The 21546-nt window shown below is 70.3% G+C and carries 3 protein-coding genes; all 3 read left to right on the plus strand.

The features are described 5' to 3' along the window. The 3 genes from ACWGIC_RS13185 to ACWGIC_RS13195 are packed head-to-tail and all read left to right on the plus strand — an operon-like array spanning window position 1 to window position 21531. The gene (locus tag ACWGIC_RS13185; RefSeq protein ID WP_452076151.1) at window positions 1-9846 is read left to right on the plus strand and encodes a type I polyketide synthase; all 9846 of its coding nucleotides are present in this window, start codon (window positions 1-3) and stop codon (window positions 9844-9846) included. 19 nt (window positions 9847-9865) lie between these two features. Next, a complete protein-coding gene (locus ACWGIC_RS13190; RefSeq protein WP_452076152.1) occupies window positions 9866-20359 on the plus strand; it encodes a type I polyketide synthase in 10494 nt (3497 codons plus the stop codon). Between the two features lie 41 nt (window positions 20360-20400). Beyond that, on the plus strand, window positions 20401-21531 hold the full coding sequence (locus ACWGIC_RS13195; RefSeq protein WP_452076137.1) for a glycosyltransferase: 1131 nt from the start codon (window positions 20401-20403) through the stop codon (window positions 21529-21531). The last annotated feature ends 15 nt before the right edge of the window (window positions 21532-21546 follow it).

Raw genomic sequence — 21546 nt, forward strand, 5'->3', positions numbered from 1 at the left:
TTGCAGGACAAGGCGGTCGAGGCGCTTCGCCGCTCGGTCCGGGAAACCGAACGCCTCCGCGAGCAGAACCGCAAACTCGCCGCTGCCCTGCGCGAACCGATCGCCGTCGTGTCCATGGCCTGCCGCTACCCCGGGGGAGTGAATTCCCCGGAAGCGTTGTGGGAACTGGTGAACCAGGGCGGCGACGGGATGTCCGGCTTCCCCGGAGATCGCGGCTGGGATATCACGGACGGTCGCGTTGGCGGTTTCGTGGACGACGCGGTGTCGTTCGACCCGGAGTTCTTCGGGATCAGCCCGCGTGAGGCGCTGGCGATGGATCCGCAGCAGAGGTTGTTGCTGGAGACGTCGTGGGAGCTGTTCGAGCGGGCGGGGATCGCGCCGGATTCGTTGCGCGGCAGTGCGACCGGCGTTTTCGCGGGCCTGATGTACCACGACTACGCGAGCCGGCTGGGGTCGGTGCCGGACGACGTGGCGGCTTACCTCGGCAATGGCGGCGCGGGAAGTGTCGCTACTGGCCGGGTGTCGTACTTCTTCGGTTTCGAAGGCCCTGCCGTGACGGTGGATACGGCTTGTTCGTCTTCGTTGGTGGCGTTGCATCTCGCGGTGCAGGCGCTGCGCCAGGGCGAGTGTTCGCTGGCGTTGGCCGGTGGCGTGACGGTGCTGTCGACGCCCTCCGTGTTCGGGGAATTCGCCCGGCAGGGCGGGTTGGCCTCGGACGGCCGGTGCAAGTCGTTCTCCGAGGCGGCCGACGGTGCCGGATTCTCCGAGGGCGTCGGGATGTTGCTGGTCGAGCGGTTGTCGGACGCTCGGCGCAACGGGCATCCGGTGCTGGCCGTGGTGCGCGGCAGCGCGGTGAACCAGGACGGCGCTTCGAACGGGTTGACGGCTCCGAATGGTCCGTCGCAGCAGCGGGTGATCCGGGCGGCGCTGGCGAACGCGCGAGTGGCCGCGGATCAGGTCGACGCGGTGGAAGCGCACGGCACCGGGACGACTTTGGGCGATCCGATTGAGGCGCAAGCTCTTTTGGCGACCTATGGCCAGGATCGGGACCAGCCGTTGTGGCTGGGGTCGGTGAAGTCGAACATCGGGCACACCCAGGCGGCGGCTGGCGCGGCCGGGGTGATGAAGATGATTCTGGCGATGCGGCACGGAGTGCTGCCGAAGAGCCTGCACATCGACGAGCCGTCGTCCCATGTGGACTGGACCGCTGGTTCGGTCGAATTGCTGACTGAGGCCAGGACCTGGCCGGAGGCGGACCGGCCGCGACGGGCCGGGGTGTCGTCGTTCGGGATCAGCGGGACCAACGCGCACGTGATCGTGGAGCAGGCGCCGGACCTGGTGGTCGAGGAGACCGCAGGTGTGGTGCCCGAGGCGGTGCCGTGGGTGTTGTCGGCGCGGAACCGGGACGCGTTGCGGGAGCAGGCGGATCGGCTCGCGGAGTTTGTCCGTGCGCGGCCGGACGTGCGACCGGTGGACGTGGCGTTTTCGCTGGCGACCGGGCGATCGGCGCTGGAGCACCGGGCGGTCGTGGTGGGCCGGGACCGCGCCGAGTTGCTGGAGGCTTTGGCCGGAGGGACCACCGCAGTCGCGGCTAAGGGGCGGACGGCGTTCCTGTTCTCCGGTCAGGGTTCTCAGCGGGCTGGGATGGGTCGGGAGCTTTCGGAGTCGTTCCCGGTGTTCGCGCAGGCTTTCACCGAGGTGTGCGACGAGTTGGATCGGCACCTCGACGCGCCCGTGCGGGAGGCGTTGTGGGGCGACGATCCGGCTCGGGTCGACGAGACTGGCGTGGCGCAGCCCGGGTTGTTCGCCTTTGAGGTGGCGTTGTTCCGGCTTTACGAGTCGTGGGGTGTGACCCCGGATTTCGTGGGCGGGCATTCGATTGGCGAACTCGCTGCCGCGCACGTTGCTGGTGTGCTGTCGTTAGAGGACGCGGCGCGGCTGGTGGCGGCGCGAGGACGGTTGATGCAAGCGCTTCCCCCGGGCGGCGTGATGGTGGCGGTGCAGGCCCCGGAGGAAGAGGTTGAGCTGGGGCCGGGCGTGTGTCTCGCGGCGGTGAACGGTCCGCGTTCGGTGGTGCTTTCCGGCGACGAGGAAGCCGTGTCGCAGTGGGAGTCCAAGGGGCTGCGGACCAAGAGGCTGCGGGTAAGCCATGCGTTCCACTCGCACCTCATGGACGGAATGCTGGACGAGTTTCGGGCGATAGCTGAGGGAATCGAGTTCGGCAAGCCGCGGATTCCGGTCGTGTCGAATCTGACCGGTGGGCTGGTCGAGGAGTTTTCGGCGGACTACTGGGTGCGGCATGTGCGGGACACGGTGCAGTTCTGTGACGGGGTCCGCGCGCTGGAAGCCAAGGGAGTCACCAGGTTCGTCGAGATCGGCCCGTCCAGCACCTTGACCGCGATGATCGACGAATCCCTCGTCGCCGAGGCGACGGTGGTCGCGGCGGTGCGGAAGGACCGTGCTGAACCGCGAGCCGTGGTCGAGGCGCTTGCCACGCTCCACGCGCACGGCGTCTCGGTGGAGTGGAAGCAGTTCTTCGAGGGCACCGGCGCGCGCCGGGTCGACCTCCCGACTTATCCCTTCCAGCGGCAACGCTACTGGCTCGAACCCGGCGTGACCGCAGACGCCCGGCACCTGGGCATGGCAGGGACGGAACACCCGCTGCTGGGCGCGGTGCTGACCGCACCGGACTCCGACGAAGCGGTGCTCACCGGCAGGCTGTCCCTGGCGGCGCAACCGTGGTTCGCCGAGCACGCAGTGCTGGGGTCGGTGCTGTTCCCCGGCACCGGTTTCGCGGAACTGGCTGTCCAGGCCGCGGATCACGTCGGGTGCGACCGGCTGGACGAGCTGACGCTGGAAGCTCCGCTCGTGCTGCCCGAGCACGGCGGAATCCAGCTCCAGGTCAAGGTCGGCGAGCCGGACGAAGCCGGGGCCCGTTCGATCGCGATCTACGCCCGTCCGGAGGACGACGCGGAACAGCCGTGGACGCGGCACGCCGCCGGTTTCGTCTCGGCCGGCGCCGGGACGCCGGGGTTCGAACTGGCCGAGTGGCCGCCGAGGGACGCGACCACGCTGCCGGTCGAGAACCTTTACGCCGAGTTGTCCGCGGCGGGGCTGGAGTACGGTCCGGTGTTCCAGGGCCTGACCGCCGCGTGGCGGCGTGGCGACGAGGTGTTCGCCGAGGTCGACCTGCCCGAGGGCGGGGAGGCTGAGGCGTTCGGCCTGCATCCGGCGTTGCTCGATTCCGCCTTGCACGCACTGAGTTTCGCCGGTTCCGGATCCGACGGAACCCATCTGCCGTTCTCCTGGACAGGGTTGACTCTGTTCGCTGCGGGTGCGAACGCACTCCGCGTGAAGCTCGCCCCCTCGGCGTCCGGAACCGCTGTCCAGCTCGCCGACCGCACCGGTGCCCCGGTCGCCTCGATCGACTCGCTGGTCCTGCGACCGGTCTCGGCGGAACAACTGGGCACCGCCGCCGGGCCGGGCGGGGTCCTCTACGACCTGTCCTGGACGGCGATCCGACCAGCCTCTCCGGCGTCCTTGCGCTGGGCTGCGGCCGGCACCCGGGAAAGCCTTGCCGGGCTTGAGATCGCCGATCATTACGCCGATCTGGCTTCACTTGCCGAGGCGACCGCCGCACCGGATGTGGTCCTGGTGGAGTGCGTCTCGGGCGCGGCGAACAACGAACTGGCCGCCGAAGTGCTGCCGTTGCTTCAAAACTGGCTGGCGTCCGCCCATTTCGCGGACTCGCGCCTGGTCCTCGTCACCTACGGTGCGGTCGCCGCCGGCCCCGCCGAGGACGTGCTGGACCTCGCCGCGGCCGGGGTATGGGGCCTTCTCCGGTCGGCGCAGGCGGAACACCCCGGCCGGTTCGTGCTGCTGGATCTAGACCGCAGCGACGCTTCGTACCGGGCGGTGGCCGCTGCGCTGGAATCGGGCGAACCGCAGCTCGCGGTACGGGACGGCGAGGTGCGAGTGCCGCGGTTGGCGCGGGTGCCGAGTCCGGTGTCCGCACCGGTTTTCGCCGCGGACCGCACGGTGCTGCTCACCGGTGCCACCGGCGGCCTCGGCAGGCTGATCGCCCGGCACCTGGTGACTGAGCACGGGGTCCGGCATCTGGTGCTGGCGAGCCGCCGGGGACTCGCGGCTCCCGGAGCCGAGGAACTGGCCGCTGAACTTGGGCGACTGGGCGCGCAGGTCACGGTGGAGGCTTGCGACGTGGCCAGCCCGGACGAGGTCGCCCGGCTGCTGGCGGCCGTCCCGGAGGAGTACCCGCTGGGTGCGGTCGTGCACGCTGCCGGTGCGCTGGACGACGGCGTGCTCGAAGCGCTCGATCCCGAACGGATGGCCGCGGTGTCCCGGCCCAAGGCCGATGCCGCGTGGAACCTCCACACTCTCACCCGAGACCTCGACCTGGACGCCTTCGTTCTCTTCTCCTCGGCGGCGGGGATGCTCGGCAGCCCGGGACAGGGCAACTACGCGGCCGCCAACGCCTTCCTCGACGCTCTCGCCCAGTACCGCCGCGCGCAGGGCTTGCCCGCGGTGTCACTGGCCTGGGGCGCGTGGGCGCAGGCCGGGATGGCGGCCGAACTCGACACCACCGGCCGCGCTCGGCTGGAACGCGGGGGAATGCGCCCCCTGACCGAGGAGAACGGGCTCGCCCTGTTCGACGCCGCGCTCGGCAGCGGCCGGGCCGTGCTGGCGCCGATGGCGCTGGATCTCGGCGCGGTGCTCCGGCAGTCCGACGGAACCGTGCCTGCCGTTTTCCGTGGCCTGGTGCGGACGCCAGCCCGTCGAGCGGCGCGTTCAACCGGTTCCGGGACGTCTCTCGCCGCACGGCTGGCGGGGCTGTCCGCCGACGAGCAGGACCGCGCGATGCGGGCGGTCGTCCGGGAACAGGTCGCGCGCGTTCTCGGCTACGCCTCGGCGGAGCAGGTGGAGCTGGCCAGGGCGTTCCAGGACATGGGCTTCGACTCGCTGACGGCGCTGGAACTGCGCAACCGGCTGAACGAGGCGACCGGCCTGCGGCTGACCGCGACGTTGATCTTCGACTACCCGACACCGCTCGCGCTCGCGCAGCACCTGCGGGACCAGGTGCTCGGCGTAGCGGACCAGATCGCCGCCTCGGTGACAGCTCCGGCGGCGGACGAGCCGATCGCGATCGTGGGCATGGCGTGCCGTTTCCCCGGCGGGGTCAGTTCGCCGGAGGAGCTGTGGGAGCTGGTCTCCTCGGGCACCGATGCGATTTCCGGCTTCCCGGCCGACCGCGGCTGGGACGTCGAGCGGGTGTATCACCCCGATCCGGACCACCGCGGCACGAGTTACGCCGATGAGGGCGGATTCCTTTACCACGCGGGGGAATTCGATCCCGCGTTCTTCGGCATCTCCCCGAACGAAGCGCTGGCGATGGATCCGCAGCAGCGGTTGCTGCTGGAGACGTCGTGGGAGGCGATCGAGCGCGCCGGGATCGATCCGCGCTCGCTGCGGGGCAGCGCCACGGGTGTGTACGCCGGGGTGATGTATCACGACTACGGCGTCCAGACCGGCGAAGTGGGCGAAGGAGCCGAATCGTTCCTCGGCAACGGGAACGCGGGGAGTGTCGCGTCGGGCCGGGTGTCGTACACGTTCGGTTTTGAAGGCCCTGCGGTCACTTTGGACACGGCGTGTTCGTCGTCGTTGGTGGCCTTGCATCTGGCGGCGCAGGCGCTGCGGTCCGGGGAATGTTCGCTGGCGTTGGCCGGTGGCGTGACGGTGATGTCGACTCCCGGGACGTTCGTGGAGTTTTCCCGGCAGCGCGGGCTGGCTCCGGACGGCCGGTGCAAGCCGTTCGCCGAGGCTGCGGACGGCACTGGCTGGGGTGAAGGCGTTGGGCTCCTGGTAGTGGAGCGGCTTTCGGATGCACGGCGGAATGGGCATCAGGTGCTCGCGGTGGTGCGCGGTAGTGCGGTCAATCAGGACGGTGCCTCCAATGGGTTGACGGCTCCGAATGGTCCTTCGCAGCAGCGGGTGATTCGGGCGGCGCTGGCCAATGCCGGGCTGGGAACGTCCGATGTGGACGCTGTCGAGGCGCATGGCACGGGGACGACGCTGGGCGATCCGATTGAGGCGCAAGCACTCTTGGCGACTTATGGCCAGGATCGGAAGCAGCCGTTGTGGCTGGGGTCGATCAAGTCGAACATCGGGCACACTCAGGCGGCGGCTGGGGTGGCTGGTGTGATGAAGATGGTTTTGGCGATGCGGCATGGGGTTCTGCCGAAGAGCTTGCACATCGATACGCCTTCGTCGCATGTGGACTGGTCGGCTGGCTCGGTCGAGTTGCTGACGGAGTCCAGGGAATGGCCGGGCGATCGGCCGCGCCGGGCGGGGGTCTCGTCATTCGGGATCAGCGGTACCAACGCCCATGTGATCCTGGAGCAGCCCGCCGAGGAACCGGCTGTTTCGGGTCCGGGGCTGGACGTGGTGCCGTGGGTGCTGTCGGGCAAGAGTGACGCGGCGGTGCGGGAGCAGGCTCGTCGGTTGGCGGCTGGGCTTCCGGATGGGGCGAGTCTGACTGACGTGGCGTTTTCGTTGGCGACGGCTCGTGCTGCGTTGGATCGCCGGGTCGCGGTGGTGGGTCGTGATCGTGCCGAGCTGCTTCGAGGGTTGGAGGCCGTAGCCGCAGGCGAGGTGCCGTCGGAAGTGGCTGCGGAGGCTGGGGATGTGGTCTTCGTCTTCCCCGGTCAGGGTTCGCAGTGGGCTGGGATGGCGCTGGGGTTGCTGGAGTCGAGCCCGGTGTTCGCGGAGCGGCTGAATGAGTGTGCGGCGGCTCTGGTGTCCTTTGTAGACTGGTCGTTGCTGGATGTTCTGCGTGATGGGGCTTCGTTGGAGCGGCTGGATGTGGTGCAGCCGGTCCTGTGGGCCGTGATGGTGTCGTTGGCTGAGGTGTGGCGGGCGCACGGGGTGCGTCCGGCTGCGGTGGTGGGGCACAGTCAGGGTGAAATCGCGGCTGCGGTGGTGGCGGGCGGATTGTCCTTGCAGGACGGTGCCCGGGTTGTTGCGTTGCGCAGCAAGGCTTTGACGGTTCTGTCCGGTAAGGGCGGGATGGTCTCGGTCGCTGAGCCGGTGGAGAAGCTGCGGCAGCGGCTTGGCGACCGGCTCTCGGTGGCAGCGGTGAACGGTCCGGGCTCCGTGGTGGTGTCCGGTGACCCTGATGCGTTGGACGAACTGATCGCGGCGTGCGAGCAGGACGGCGTCCGGGCTCGGAAGGTGCCAGTGGACTACGCCTCCCACTCGGCACACGTCGAGCAGATCGAGGCCGAACTGCTGAACGTGCTGGCACCGGTCTCACCGACCTCGGCGGACATCCCGTTCTATTCCACAGTCACCGGCGAGCCACTCGACACTGCCACGACGGACGCGGAGTACTGGTACCGCAACCTGCGCAACACCGTGGAATTCGAGAAAGCCACCCGTAAACTGCTGTCCGACGGCTACCGAGTGTTCGTGGAAGTCAGTCCGCATCCAGTAGTGACCGTGGGCCTGCAGGAAACGATCGACGACACCGACACGACCGCCGCGGCCGTGGGAACCCTGCGCCGGAACGAAGGCGGCCTGGACCGATTCACCGCCTCGCTCGGCGAAGTCTTCGCCCACGGCGGCACGGTCGACTGGGACGTCTTCTTTGCCGGAACCGGTGCGCGAAAGGTCGATCTGCCGACTTACGCTTTCCAGCACCAGCGCTACTGGCTGGAGTCAGCACCGTCCGCGAACGCGATGGATCCGGAAGACGCGAAGTTCTGGCAGGCCGTCGAACGCCAAGATCTCGACGCCCTCGCCACCGCTCTCGCAGCCGACGCGGAGACCCAATCCTCCCTGGGCGCGGTGCTGCCGGTGCTGTCGTCCTGGCGGGAGCAGCGCACGCAGAAGTCCATTGTGGACAACTGGCGCTACCGCGTGACCTGGAAGCCCCTCGCCGACAATGCCGCGCAAGCGCTGACCGGCACTTGGCTGGCTGTCCTCCCGGACAATCACGACGAATGGTCCGCGAGCGTGCTGCGGGGACTTGCGGTAGAGGTCCGGCAGATCGTGGTGCCTCACGCCGAACAAGACCGGGCTGCGATCGCCGCACGGCTGCGTGAAGCGGCTGACGAGCCGGTAGCCGGGGTGCTTTCGCTGCTGCCGTTGGACGAACGGCCGCATCCGGACGCGCCGTCGGTTCCGAGTGGTTTGGCCGCGACGGTGGCGCTCGTCCAGGCGCTCGGCGACGCCGGACTCGGTGCGCGGGTGTGGTCGGTGACCAGCGGTGCCGTGGCGACCGAGGCGGACGTCCTCGCCAGTCCAGCGCAGGCGCAGGTCTGGGGGCTGGGACCGGTGGCGCGGCAGGAACATCCGGACCGCTGGGCGGGCGTGGTGGACCTGCCGGAGCAGGTCGACGACGAGATCCTGATCCGGCTGTGCGGGGTGCTGGCCGGAACGGACGAGGCCGAGGTGGCGGTGCGGTCCGGCGGGGCCTTCGTCCGGCGGCTGGTTCGCGCCGAGCGGGCCGTGCCGACTGCCGGAGAGGGCTGGACGCCTGCCGGGACCGTGCTGGTGACCGGCGGGACCGGCGCGCTCGGCGCGCACGTCGCCAGGTGGCTTGCCAGCAACCGGGCCGAGCATCTGCTGCTGACCAGCCGCCGGGGCATGGCCGCGCCGGGTGCGGCCGAACTGGTGGAGGAGCTGACCGCGACGGGGACGAAGGTGACTGTCGTCGCCTGCGACCTCGCGGACCGGGAAGCGCTGGCGGAGCTGCTGGCGCGGATCCCAGCCGAACATCCGCTCACCGCGGTCATGCACGCGGCCGCGGTGCTGGACGACAGCGTGCTCGATTCGCTCACCGTCGAGCAGATGGACCGGGTCCAGCGGATCAAGGCGGAAACCGCGTTGAGCCTGCACGAACTCACCAAGGGGCTCGACCTGTCCGCGTTCGTGCTGTTCTCCTCGGCCGCCGGCCTGATGGGCAGCGCCGGCCAGGGCAACTACGCGCCCGGCAACTCCTTCCTGGACGCTCTCGCCCAGCACCGGCGCGCCAACGGGCTTCCCGCCACCTCGGTGGCCTGGGGGCATTGGTCGGGCGGCGGTATCGGCGAGGGAGCGGTGGAGGAAGGACTGCGCCGCACCGGGGTGCTCTCCATGGCACCTGGCCTGGCGATCAAGGCCCTGCAACAGGCCCTCGACGACGACGAGACTTTCCTTGCTGTCGCGGATATCCAATGGGACCGCGTCGTGGCGGCAGCGGCCGGGGCGCCGCTCAGCCCGATGCTTCGCGACCTCCCGGAGCTTCGGCAGTCGCCGGAGACCGCGCAGCCGGACACCGCGCTGGATCGTCTCGCGGACGTGGCGGAAGCGGACCGGGAGCGGGTCGTGCTCGACCTGGTGCGGTCCGCGGTGGCCGCCGTGCTCGGGTACGCGACCGCCGCCGACGTCGAGCCGCGCCGGGCGTTCCAGGAACTCGGTTTCGATTCGCTTACCGCGGTGGCGCTGCGGAACCGGCTGACGGCCGCGGTCGGCGCGAAACTGCCGACCACCTTGGTGTTCGACTATCCGACCCCGGCCGCGCTCGCCAAGCACATCCTGGCGGAGCTTTTCGGCGGCGAGGACGGTGCCGCCGGCGACCGGATGCTGCGCGAACTCGACCGGCTGGACGGCATGTTCGCCGCGAACGACTTCGAGGACGGGGCGCGGGCGGACGTCGCCGCGCGGCTGAAGGCCCTGCTCGCGAAATGGAACCCGGGCAAGGAAAAGGGCGAACTGCTGACCGCGCCGGTCGACTCCGCGAGCGACGACGAGATCTTCAGCTTCATCGACAAGCAGTTCGGAAAGTCGTGACCAGCGAACAGGGGGTGTTCTGATGTCGAATGAGGAAAAGCTTCGGGAGTACCTCAAGTTCGTGACCGCCGAACTGCAGGAGACGAGCGAACGGCTGCGCGAGGTCGAGGAGAAGGCGCAGGAACCGATCGCCATCGTCGGGATGTCCTGCCGGTTCCCCGGCGGCGTGACCTCGCCGGACGAGCTGTGGGACCTGGTTTCCGAGGGCACGGACGCGATTTCGGTCTTCCCCGCCGACCGCGGCTGGAACCTGGCGGAGCTGTACGATCCCGACCCGGACAACCCGGGCACGAGCCACGTGCGGGCAGGCGGCTTCATCGCCGGGGCGACCGAGTTCGATCCGGTTTTCTTCGGTATTTCGCCGCGCGAAGCACAGGCGATGGACCCGCAGCAGCGGCTGTTGCTGGAAACGGCCTGGGAGGCTTTCGAACAGGCCGGGATCGACCCGGAGTCGTTGCGCGGCAGTGCCACCGGGGTTTTCGCGGGCAGCAGCGGACAGGACTACCTGGGCCTGCTCGCGAATACGGCGGAAGGCGCGGAAGGGCACGCTGGCACCGGGAACGTGTCGAGCGTGCTGTCCGGCCGGGTGTCCTATGTGTTCGGGTTCGAAGGCCCCGCGGTGACGGTGGACACCGCGTGTTCGTCGTCGTTGGTGGCGTTGCATCTCGCCGTGCAGTCGCTGCGGTCCGGGGAGTGTTCGCTGGCATTGGCCGGTGGCGTGATGGTGATGTCCACGCCGGGCATTTTCGTCGAGTTTTCCCGGCAGCGCGCGATTTCGCCGGACGGCCGGTGCAAGTCGTTCTCCGAGACGGCGGACGGGGCCGGTTTCTCCGAAGGCGTCGGGCTTCTGCTCGTGGAGCGGTTGTCGGACGCCAGGCGCAACGGGCACCAGGTGCTCGCGGTGGTGCGCGGCAGTGCGGTGAACCAGGACGGTGCCTCCAACGGTTTGACAGCACCGAACGGCCCTTCACAGCAGCGGGTGATTCGCGCGGCGTTGGCCAGTGCCGGTCTCGGATCGTCCGATGTGGACGCTGTCGAGGCGCATGGCACTGGGACGACGCTGGGTGATCCGATCGAGGCCCAGGCGTTGCTGGCGACCTACGGACAGGACCGGAAGCAGCCGTTGTGGCTGGGGTCGATCAAATCGAACATCGGGCACAGCCAAGCCGCGGCGGGTGTCGCCGGGGTGATCAAGATGGTCCAGGCGATCCGGCACGGGGTTCTGCCGAAGAGCTTGCACATCGACGCGCCGTCGTCGCATGTGGACTGGTCGGCCGGTGCGGTCGAACTGCTGGCGGAAGCACGGTCGTGGCCGGATCAGGCTCGGCCGCGCCGGGCGGGGATCTCGTCGTTCGGGATCAGCGGGACCAACGCGCACGTGATCGTCGAACAGGCTCCGGACGAACCCGCCGCCGAGCCTGGCCGCGAGCTGAGCGTGGTGCCGTGGGTGTTGTCGGGCAAGAACGAGGAGGCAGTACGGGACCAGGCCCGACGGCTGGCGGCGCGACTGCAGGACGGGACGAGCCTGACTGACGTCGCCTTCTCGCTGGCTACGGCTCGTGCTGCGCTGAACTGCCGGACCGCGGTGGTCGGGCGGGACCGGGCCGAGCTGCTGCGCGGACTGGACGCGGTGGCTGACGGCGGACTGCCGGTGGCGACCGCCGGGGGCTCGGACGGCGTGGTGTTCGTCTTCCCTGGTCAGGGTTCGCAGTGGGTGGGGATGGCTCTGGGGTTGCTGGAGTCGAGCCCGGTGTTCGCGGAGCGACTAAACGAGTGCGCGGCGGCTCTGGAGTCCTTTGTGGACTGGTCGTTGCTCGACGTCCTCAGGGACGGTTCGTCGTTAGAACGGCTTGACGTAGTACAGCCGGTGCTGTGGGCCGTGATGGTCTCGCTGGCCGAAGTGTGGAAAGCCCACGGCGTCCGTCCGGCGGCGGTGGTCGGCCACAGTCAGGGTGAGATCGCGGCAGCGGTGGTGGCTGGCGGGTTGGCGCTGAACGATGGCGCGCGGGTCGTGGCGTTGCGGAGCAAGGCACTGACGGTTCTGTCCGGCAAGGGCGGGATGGTGTCAGTCGCTGAGCCGGTGGAGAAGCTGCGGCAGCGGCTTGGCGACCGGCTCTCGGTGGCGGCGGTGAACGGCCCCGGCTCGGTCGTAGTCTCCGGCGACCCCGACGCATTGGACGAACTGATCGCCGAATGCGAGCAGGACGGCGTCCGGGCCCGGAAGGTGCCGGTGGACTACGCCTCCCACTCGGCACACGTCGAGCAGATCGAGGCCGAGTTGCTCGACGTCCTGGCCCCGGTTTCGCCGGTGTCCGCAGAGGTGCCGTTCTACTCCGCGGTGACCGGCGAACCGCTCGACACCGCAGCCATGGACGCGGAGTACTGGTACCGCAACCTCCGCAACACCGTCGAGTTCGAAAAGGCCACGCGCAAGCTCCTGTCCGACGGCTATCAGGTCTTCGTAGAGGTCAGTCCGCATCCGGTGCTGGTGCCGGGATTGCAGGAGACACTCGACGACACGACCGCGGCAGCGATCGGAACCCTGCGCCGGGACGAAGGCGGCCTGGACCGGTTCACCGCTTCCCTCGGCGAGGTCTTCGCGCACGGCGGCGCGGTCGACTGGGACGTCTTCTTCGCCGGAACGGGCGCGCGGAAGGTCGATCTGCCCACCTACGCCTTCCAGCGCCAGCGCTACTGGCTGGACCCGGTCGCGCCGCGCGGAGACGTGCGGAGCCTCGGCCTCGTCGCCACCGGCCACCCCTTGCTGGCCGCGACGGTCGGACTGGCCGATTCCGACGGAGCCCTCTTCACCGGCCGGTTGTCCCTGGACACTCAGCCGTGGCTCGCCGATCACCTGGTGCTGGGTTCGGTCCTGTTCCCGGGCACCGGTTTCGTGGAACTAGCGCTGCACGCCGCCGAGCAGACCGGCTGCGACCTGCTGGAGGAATTGACGCTGGAAGCGCCGCTGGTGCTCCCGGCGTCCGGCGGGGTACAGGTCCAGGTCGTGGCCGGAAGCCCGGACGACTCCGGCGTCCGTCCGCTGGGCATCTACACCCGGCCCGACGACGACACCGGCCAGCCGTGGACCCGGCACGCGAGCGGGGTGCTCAGCCACCGGCGTCAGGCTCCGTCGTTCGACCTCGCGGCATGGCCGCCGCTGGAAGCCGTGCCGCTGGAGATCGGCGACGCCTACGAGCGGCTGTCCGGGTTCGGACTCGACTACGGCCCGGTCTTCCAAGGGCTGACCGGTGCTTGGCGGCGCGGAGCGGAGATCTTCGCCGAAGTCGCGCTGAGCGACGACACGGCGGCGGACGAGTTCGGCATCCATCCGGCGTTGCTCGACGCCGCCCTGCACGCGATCGCGATGGACGCCTCGGCGGGTCCTGGCGAAAGCCGGCTGCCGTTCAGCTGGACGGGCGTTTCGCTGTTCGCCTCCGGCGCTTCGACGCTGCGGGTCCGGCTGTTCCCGACCGGCTCCGGCGGGGTTTCGGTGGAATTCGCCGATGCCGCCGGTGTCCCGGTCGGCGTGGTCGGCGCGCTGGTCACGCGTCCAGTGTCGGCGGATCAGCTGAGGACCGCGGACACCGGCGGTTCGCTGTTGCAGGTGGCCTGGACCGAGGTTCCGGTCCCGGCGACCGAACGCACGTGCGCGGAGGTCGGTCCGACCGCGCGCTACCAGGACTTCGCGGCGCTGGCCGAACAGGACGAACTGCCGGACTTCGTGCTCGTCGAATGCGCGTCCGAGCGGGACGACGTCCGGGCGACGGTCGGCACCGTGCTGGCTGCGATCCAGTCGTGGCTGTCCGAAGAACGACTTTCCGACACCCGCCTCGCGGTGGTGACCCGTGGTGCCGTCGACGGCAGCGACCTGGCTGCGGCGGCCGTGTGGGGGCTCGTGCGGTCCGCGCAGTCGGAGCATCCCGGACGGCTCGTGCTGGTGGACGTCGACGGTCCGGCCTCGTACGCCCAGCTGCCTCATGCGCTCGCACTGGACGAGCCGCAGCTGGCGATCAGCGGCGGTGTGGTGCGGGTGCCCAGGCTGGAACGAGCACCGTCCACTGTGGAGCAACCGGCGATCGACGGCACAGTCTTGATTACCGGCGGCACAGGAACGCTGGGCGGATTCGTCGCTCGGCATCTGGTGACCGCGCACGGCGTCCGCCAGCTGGTGCTGCTCAGCCGACGCGGCCTGGCCGCGCCCGGAGCGCCGGAGCTGGTCGCCGAGCTGCGCGAGCTGGGGGCCGAAGTCGCCGTGGTCGCGTGCGACGCGGCCGACCGGGAGGCGCTGGCGGCTGTCCTCGCGCAGCATTCGCTGGCCGGTGTCGTGCACACCGCGGGCGTGCTCGACGACGGAGTGGTCGCGTCGCTGACCCCGGAACGACTCGACATCGTGTTGCGCCCGAAGGCGGACGCGGCACGGAACCTGGACGAGCTGACCCGCGAACACGACCTGAGCTTGTTCGTCCTGTTCTCCTCGGCCGCCGGACTGCTGGGCAGCGCGGGACAGGGCAACTACGCCGCGGCCAACGCCTTCCTGGACGCACTCGCCCAGCGCCGCCGGGCCGACGGCCTCCCCGCCGTGTCGCTGGCCTGGGGGCTCTGGGAAGAGTCCAGTGAACTCACCGGCAGCCTGGACAAGTCCGACGTCGGCCGGATGAGCCGGTCCGGGATGACGGCGCTGTCCGCCGAAGCCGGGCTGGCGTTGTTCGACGTGGCGCTCGGCGCGGAAGCGGGCGTGCTGGCCCCGGTCCAGCTGGACTTGGCCGCCTTACGGTCGGCTGAAGCGGTTCCTTCGCTGTTCCGCGGGTTGGTCCGGACACCGGCCCGGCGCGCGAGCAAGCCCGGTTCCGCGGACGGGTTGCGGCAGCGGCTGGCGGGGATGGGCGAGGCGGAGCGGGAACGAGCGCTGCTCGAGGTGGTCCGCACGCACGTGGCGGGAGTACTGGGCTTCAGCGCGCCGGGTGCCATCGGGGCGTCCCGGGCGTTCAGCGACCTGGGTTTCGACTCGCTGACCGCGCTGGAACTGCGCAACCGGCTCAACGGCGCGACCGGGCTCCGGCTGCCGGCCACGCTGGTCTTCGACCATCCCACCCCCACCGCCCTCGCCCGGCAGTTGCAGGCCCAGCTCGTCGGGACTGACGCCCCAGTCACGTCCGCGCCAGTGGCGAAGCCCGCCGACGAACCCATCGCGATCGTGGGCATGGCGTGCCGTTTCCCCGGCGGTGTGTCGTCGCCCGAGGACCTTTGGCGGCTGGTCGCGGGCGGAACCGACGCGATCTCCGCGCTCCCGGAAGACCGGAACTGGGACCTCGACGGGCTGTACGACTTCGCGGCCGCGCCCGGGAACGAGGGCGTCAGCCGGGCCCGCGAGGGCGGTTTCCTTTACGACGCAGCGGATTTCGACGCCGACTTCTTCGCCATTTCCCCACGTGAGGCGCTGGCGATGGATCCGCAGCAGCGGTTGCTCCTGGAAACCGCGTGGGAAGCCTTGGAGCGCGCGGGAATCGATCCGCACACCTTGCGCGGCAGCGCGACCGGGGTGTTCGCGGGCGTGATGTACCACGACTACGGCATGCGTTCCAGCTCGGTGCCGGACGGAGTCGAGGCATACCTGGGCAACGGCAACGCCGGGAGCGTCGCGTCCGGCCGGGTGTCGTACGTCTTCGGCTTCGAGGGCCCGGCGGTCACTGTGGATACGGCCTGCTCGTCCTCGCTCGTCGCGTTGCACCTCGCCGCGCAATCGCTGCGGTCGGGGGAGTGTTCACTGGCGCTGGCCGGCGGCGTGACCGTGCTGTCCAATCCCGGCATCTTCACCGAGTTCTCCCGCCAGCGCGGGCTGGCCGGGGACGGGCGGTGCAAGCCGTTCTCGGCGGCCGCCGACGGCACCGGCTGGGGCGAAGGCGTCGGGCTGGTCCTCGTGGAGCGGCTGTCGGACGCCCGGCGGAACGGGCATCAGGTGCTCGCGGTGGTGCGCGGCAGCGCGGTGAACCAGGACGGCGCGTCCAACGGACTGACCGCGCCGAACGGCCCGTCGCAGCAACGCGTCATCCGGCAAGCGCTGGCCAGCTCCGGGCTGGCGGCGGGCGAGGTCGACGCGGTGGAGGCGCACGGCACCGGAACGTCCCTCGGCGACCCGATCGAAGCGCAGGCGCTCGTGGCGGCTTACGGACAGGACCGGCCCGCCGACCGTCCACTGTGGATCGGCTCGGTGAAGTCCAACATCGGGCACACGCAGGCCGCCGCCGGGGTCGCGGGCGTGATCAAGATGGTGCAGGCGATGCGGTACGGCCAGCTTCCGAAGAGCCTGCACATCGACGAGCCGTCGCCGCACGTCGACTGGTCGGCCGGTGCGGTCGAACTGTTGTCCGAGGCGAGGCCGTGGCCGGAAGCCGCACATCCGCGCCGGGCGGGGGTGTCCTCGTTCGGTGCCAGCGGCACGAACGCCCACGTGATTCTCGAACAGGCTCCCGACGCGGACGTCGAGCCGGAACCAGAGCCGCCCGCGTTGCTGCCGTGGGTGCTGTCCGCGAAGAACGAGGAAGCACTGCGGCAGCAAGCCCGCGCGCTGAGCGAATGGGTGCGGGCCGACGAAACCCGGACGGCGACGGACGTGGCGTATTCCCTTGCCACCACCCGAGCTTCGCTGGAACACCGGGCGGCAGTGGTGGCCGGGAGCCGCGACGAACTCTTGCGCGGACTGGACGCGGTGGCCGAGGGCGAGCGGCCCGCGGGTGTCGTGGCGAACGCCGCCGCGGAGTCCGGGAACGCAGTGTTCGTCTTTCCCGGCCAGGGTTCGCAGTGGGCAGGGATGGCGCTGGGGTTGCTTGAGTCGAGTCCGGTGTTCGCGGAGCGGCTGAGTGAGTGTGCGGCGGCTCTGGAGTCCTTTGTGGACTGGTCGTTGCTGGACGTGCTTCGCGGCGTCGCAGGAGCGCCCTCGCTGGACCGGGTCGACGTCGTTCAGCCCGCGCTGTGGGCGGTGATGGTGTCGCTGGCCGAGGTCTGGCAGGCACACGGCGTTCAGCCCGCCGCCGTCGTCGGTCACTCGCAGGGCGAGATCGCTGCGGCGTGCGTGGCGGGGGCGTTGTCGCTTGAGGACGGTGCCCGGGTTTCCGCGTTGCGTAGCCGAGCGTTGCTGGCGCTGGCCGGTCACGGCGAAATGGTGTCCGTCGTCGCGTCGGCGGACTGGGTGCGCGAACGGATCGAGCCGTTCGACGAGCGGATCTCGGTGGCCGCGGTGAACGGTCCGGGCACCGTCGTGGTTTCCGGGGAACCGGCCGCCCTGGCGGAGCTGATCACGGTCTGCGAGGCCGAAGGCGTACGGGCTCGCCGGGTTCCGGTGGACTACGCCTCCCATTCGCCGCACGTCGAGCAGATCGAAGACGAACTCCGGAAGGTCTTGGAGCCGATCAGCCCACGGCCCGCGAAAATCCCGTTCTACTCGACGCTGACCGGCGAGCCGATCGACACCACCGCTCTCGACGCCGATTACTGGTACCGAAACCTCCGGCACACAGTGCGCTTCGAGGACACGACCCGTCGGCTGCTGACTGACGGCCACCGAGTGTTCCTCGAAATCAGCGCACACCCGGTGTTGCTGACCGGCCTGCAAGAAACCATCGAGGACACCGGCGAAGCCGCAGCGGCCGTCGGAACCCTGCGGCGTGACGAGGGCGGGTTCGACCGGTTCCTGCTTTCGCTGGCCGAAGCGCACACCCACGGCGCCGTCGTGGACTGGACGTCCTTCTTCGCCGGGACCGGAGCCCGCCGGACGGAGCTGCCGACCTACGCCTTCCAGCGGCAGCGCTACTGGCTGGACGCGATCGCTCCGGCCGGGGACGCCCGCGGCCTCGGCCTGACGGCGACCGAACATCCGCTGCTGGGCGCCGCGGTCGCGCTGCCGGAGTCGGACGGGGTCCTGTTCACCGGCAGGCTGTCGGTCGAAACACAGCCTTGGCTGGCCGACCACACCGCGCTGGGTTCGGTCCTGTTCCCCGGCGTCGGCTTGGTGGAATTCGCGCTGGAGGCCGGCCGTCAGGTCGGCTGCGGCGTCCTGGCCGAACTCGTCCTGGAGACTCCGCTGCTGCTGCCGGAACGCGGCGGTGTCCACGTGCAGGTCGTGGTCGGCGGCGCCGACAGCTCCGGGCATCGGGCAGTGAGCATCTATTCGCGGCCGGAGTCGGAAGACCTGTCGGGTGACTGGGTCCGGCGCGCGACCGGCGTGCTGGCCGTCGCGGCCGAACTGCCGTCCGTCGAACTGGAGGCGTGGCCGCCCGCGGACGCCGAGGCAGTGCCGGTCGACGAGGTCTACGACCGGATGACGGCGCTCGGCCTGCACTACGGCCCGGCGTTCCAAGGGCTTTCCGCGGTCTGGCGGCGCGGCGACGAGATCTGGGCCGAAGCCCGGCTGCCCGAGGGAGTGGACGCGGGCTCGTTCGGCGTGCATCCGGCGCTGCTGGACTCGGCGCTGCACGGCGTCGTGGCCGGCGACTTCGTGCCCGACGACGAGACGACCGGACAGCCCCGGCTCCCGTTCTCCTGGTCCGGGGTTTCGTTGCACGCCACCGGTGTGTCCGCCCTGCGCGCCCGGTTGTCGCCGACGGAGCCGGGCGGCGTGGCGGTGTCTCTGACCGACTCCGACGGGACGCTGGTCGCGGTGGTCGAGTCGCTGGTGACCCGGCCGGTTTCGGCCGGAGCGCTCGCGGCCGAGCGGCCCGCCGGGGACTCGCTGTTCCGCCTCGCCTGGATCCAGCAGCCGGTCGCCAGCGCGAAACCCGCCCGGTGGGCGGTGCTCGGCGAGCAAACCGAGCTGGCCGGAACCGAGGTCGCCCGTTATGGAGAGCTGACCGAACTGGCCAAGGACGACGTGCCCGAGCTGGTGTTGGCGGAGTGCGCGTCCGGTGCGACAGCGCGGACAGCGGCGAACTCCGCGCTGCGTCTCGTGCAGTCCTGGCTCGCCGAAGAACGGTTCGCGGACTCCCGGCTGGTCCTGATCACCCGCGGTGCAATCGACGGCGAGGACCTGGCCGCCGCCGCGGTCTGGGGCCTGGTGCGGTCCGCGCAGTCGGAACACCCGGGGCGGTTCGTGCTGGCAGACCTCGACGGCAGCCCGGCGTCATACGAGCGGCTGCCGGGTGCGCTGGCGCTCGACGAGCCGCAGCTTGCGATCAGCGAGGGCGTGGTCCGGGTGCCGAGGCTGGAGAAGCGGGCACCGGTCGCCGCGGAACCTCCGGTCCTGGACGGCACGGTTTTGCTCACCGGCGGAACGGGGATGCTGGGCGGGTTCGTCGCCCGGCATCTGGTCACCGCGCACGCCGTCCGCCGGTTGGTGCTGCTCAGCCGTCGCGGGCTCGCCGCGCCGGGAGCGGCGGAGCTGGTCGCCGAACTGGGCGAACTGGGAGCCGAAGTCACCGTCGCCGCGTGCGACGCGGCCGACCGGGAAGCGCTGGCCGGGGTGCTCGACCAGATCCCGGCGGAGCACCCGTTGACCGCCGTGGTGCACACCGCGGGCGTGCTCGACGACGGCGTGGTCGAATCCCTTTCCCCGGAACGGATCGACACCGTGTTCCGCCCGAAGGTCGACGCGGCGCAGAACCTGCACGACCTCACCCGGCATCTCGACCTCGACGCGTTCGTCCTGTTCTCGTCGGCGGCCGGTCTGCTCGGCGGTCCCGGCCAAGCGAACTACGCGGCGGCGAACGCTTTCGTCGACGCGCTAGCCCGCCAGCGTCGCGCACAAGGGCTTCCCGCGGTGTCGCTGGAGTGGGGATTGTGGTCGGACGAAAGCGAACTGACCGCGGGCATCGGCAAGTCCGACCGGAGCCGGATGACGCGCGCCGGAGTCGTCGGCCTGTCCGCGGCGGACGGTCTGGCGTTGTTCGACGCGGCGCTTGCCGGTGACGACGCGGTGCTCGCACCAATGCGGATCGACCTGGCTTCGCTGAACGCCGGGGAGGTACCGGTCCTGTTCCGCGGCCTCGTGCGCTCGCGCGGCCGGGACACGGCGAAGCCGGGCGATTCGGCCGACGCGCTGCGGAAACGCTTGGCCGAGGCCGCGGAAGCCGATCGGGAGCGGGTGCTTCTGGAACTGGTGCGCAAGCACGTCGCCGGGGTGCTCGGGTTCGCCGCGCCGGACGCCGTCGCGCCTGCCCGGGCGTTCACCGAACTCGGTTTCGACTCGCTGACCGCACTCGAACTGCGTAATCGGTTGAACACCGCCACCGGACTGCGTTTTTCCGCGACGCTCGTCTTCGACTACCCGACCCCGGTCGCGCTGGCCAAGCACCTGCGCGCCGAATTCGAGGACGAGGCGGCGGGCGAGGCCGCCGGACTGGCCGAACTCGCCCGGCTGGAGCGGGCGCTGGCCGGGACCAGCCCGGACCCCGCCGTCGTGAAACGGCTGGAAGCGCTGCTGGCGGCGGGCAAACGAGCGGAGCAGGCCGTCGACCAGGAGATCGACCAGGCGAGCGACGAGGAGATCTTCGACCTCATCAACGAGGAACTCGGACTGTCCTGAATGGACGAATCAGCGGCGTATCCGCAAGGGAGGACTTCATCATGCGCGTTCTGTTCGTGACGTCGCCCGGCGTGGGACACACGTTCCCCACCGTGCCGACCGCGTGGGCGTTCCAGCTGGCCGGGCACGAGGTCCTGCTGGCCACCGGCCACTACCAGGGATACGACGAGACCCCGGCCAAGGCCGGGCTGCGGGTGGTCGACGCCGCGCCGGACCTCGACTTCACCGGCGTGTTCGGCAAGGTGCTGCGCGACTCCGCCGACCTGGTGCCCAACCTCCAGGACCCCTCGGTGGCCGCGGAGTTCTCGATCCGGCTGTTCGCCGAATGCAGCAAGGCACTGGTGCACGGCACGATGAAACTCGCGCAGCGGTGGCGGCCGGACCTGGTCGTGCACACCCCGATGGACGGCGCGGGCCCGCTCGTCGCCGCGAAGCTCGGCATTCCGTCGGTGCTGCACGGAATCAACTTCGGCATGCCGATCGACATGAGCCGGTCGGTGTACGAGCGGATGGGCCAGGAATTCGAACGCTTCGGCGTGGCGCCCGGTTCGCCGTCGGCGTCGATCGACGTGGCGCCGCCGAGCATGCGTTCGAGCTACTCGCACGGCTGGCCGATGCGGTTCCTGCCCTATAACGGCGGCGCGCTGATGCCGGAATGGCTGTACACGCCGCCGAAGAAACCGCGGGTCACGGTCACCCTCGGCTCGGTCATCCCGCAGATGCTCGGCAGCGGCGCGCTCCGCCAGTTCGTCGAGGGCGCGGGGGAGATCGACGCCGAGTTCGTCCTCACCATCGGCAGCGTGAACCCGAGCGAACTGCGCGGGCTGCCCAAGAACATCCGCCTCGTCAAATGGGTGCCGCTGAACGCGCTGCTGGCTACCTCGGACGCGGTCATCCACCACGGCGGCGCGGGCACCACCCTGACGGTGATCGACGCCGGACTGCCGCAGATCGTGCTGCCGCAGAGCGACGACCAGTTCCTCAACGCCGGCGCGGTGAACAAACGCGGCCTCGGCACGGTGGTGCGCCCCGGCGAACTCGACGCCGGGCAGGTGCGGGAACTGCTGGCCGACACCGCGATGCGCGCCGCCGCCGAGGAGGTCGCCGCCGAGGTGCGCGCCCTGCCGTCGGCTACCGAGGTGGTGCCGAAAATCGTCGCGCTGGCCGGCTGACCCGGGCCACCGCAC

Source organism: Amycolatopsis sp. NPDC054798 (assembly GCF_053611505.1).

What these genes read in the sequence shown, in the direction of transcription:
- ACWGIC_RS13195 (WP_452076137.1), top strand. Translation starts at nt 20,401, where the DNA reads ATGCGCGTTCTGTTCGTGACGTCGCCCGGCGTGGGACACACGTTCCCC.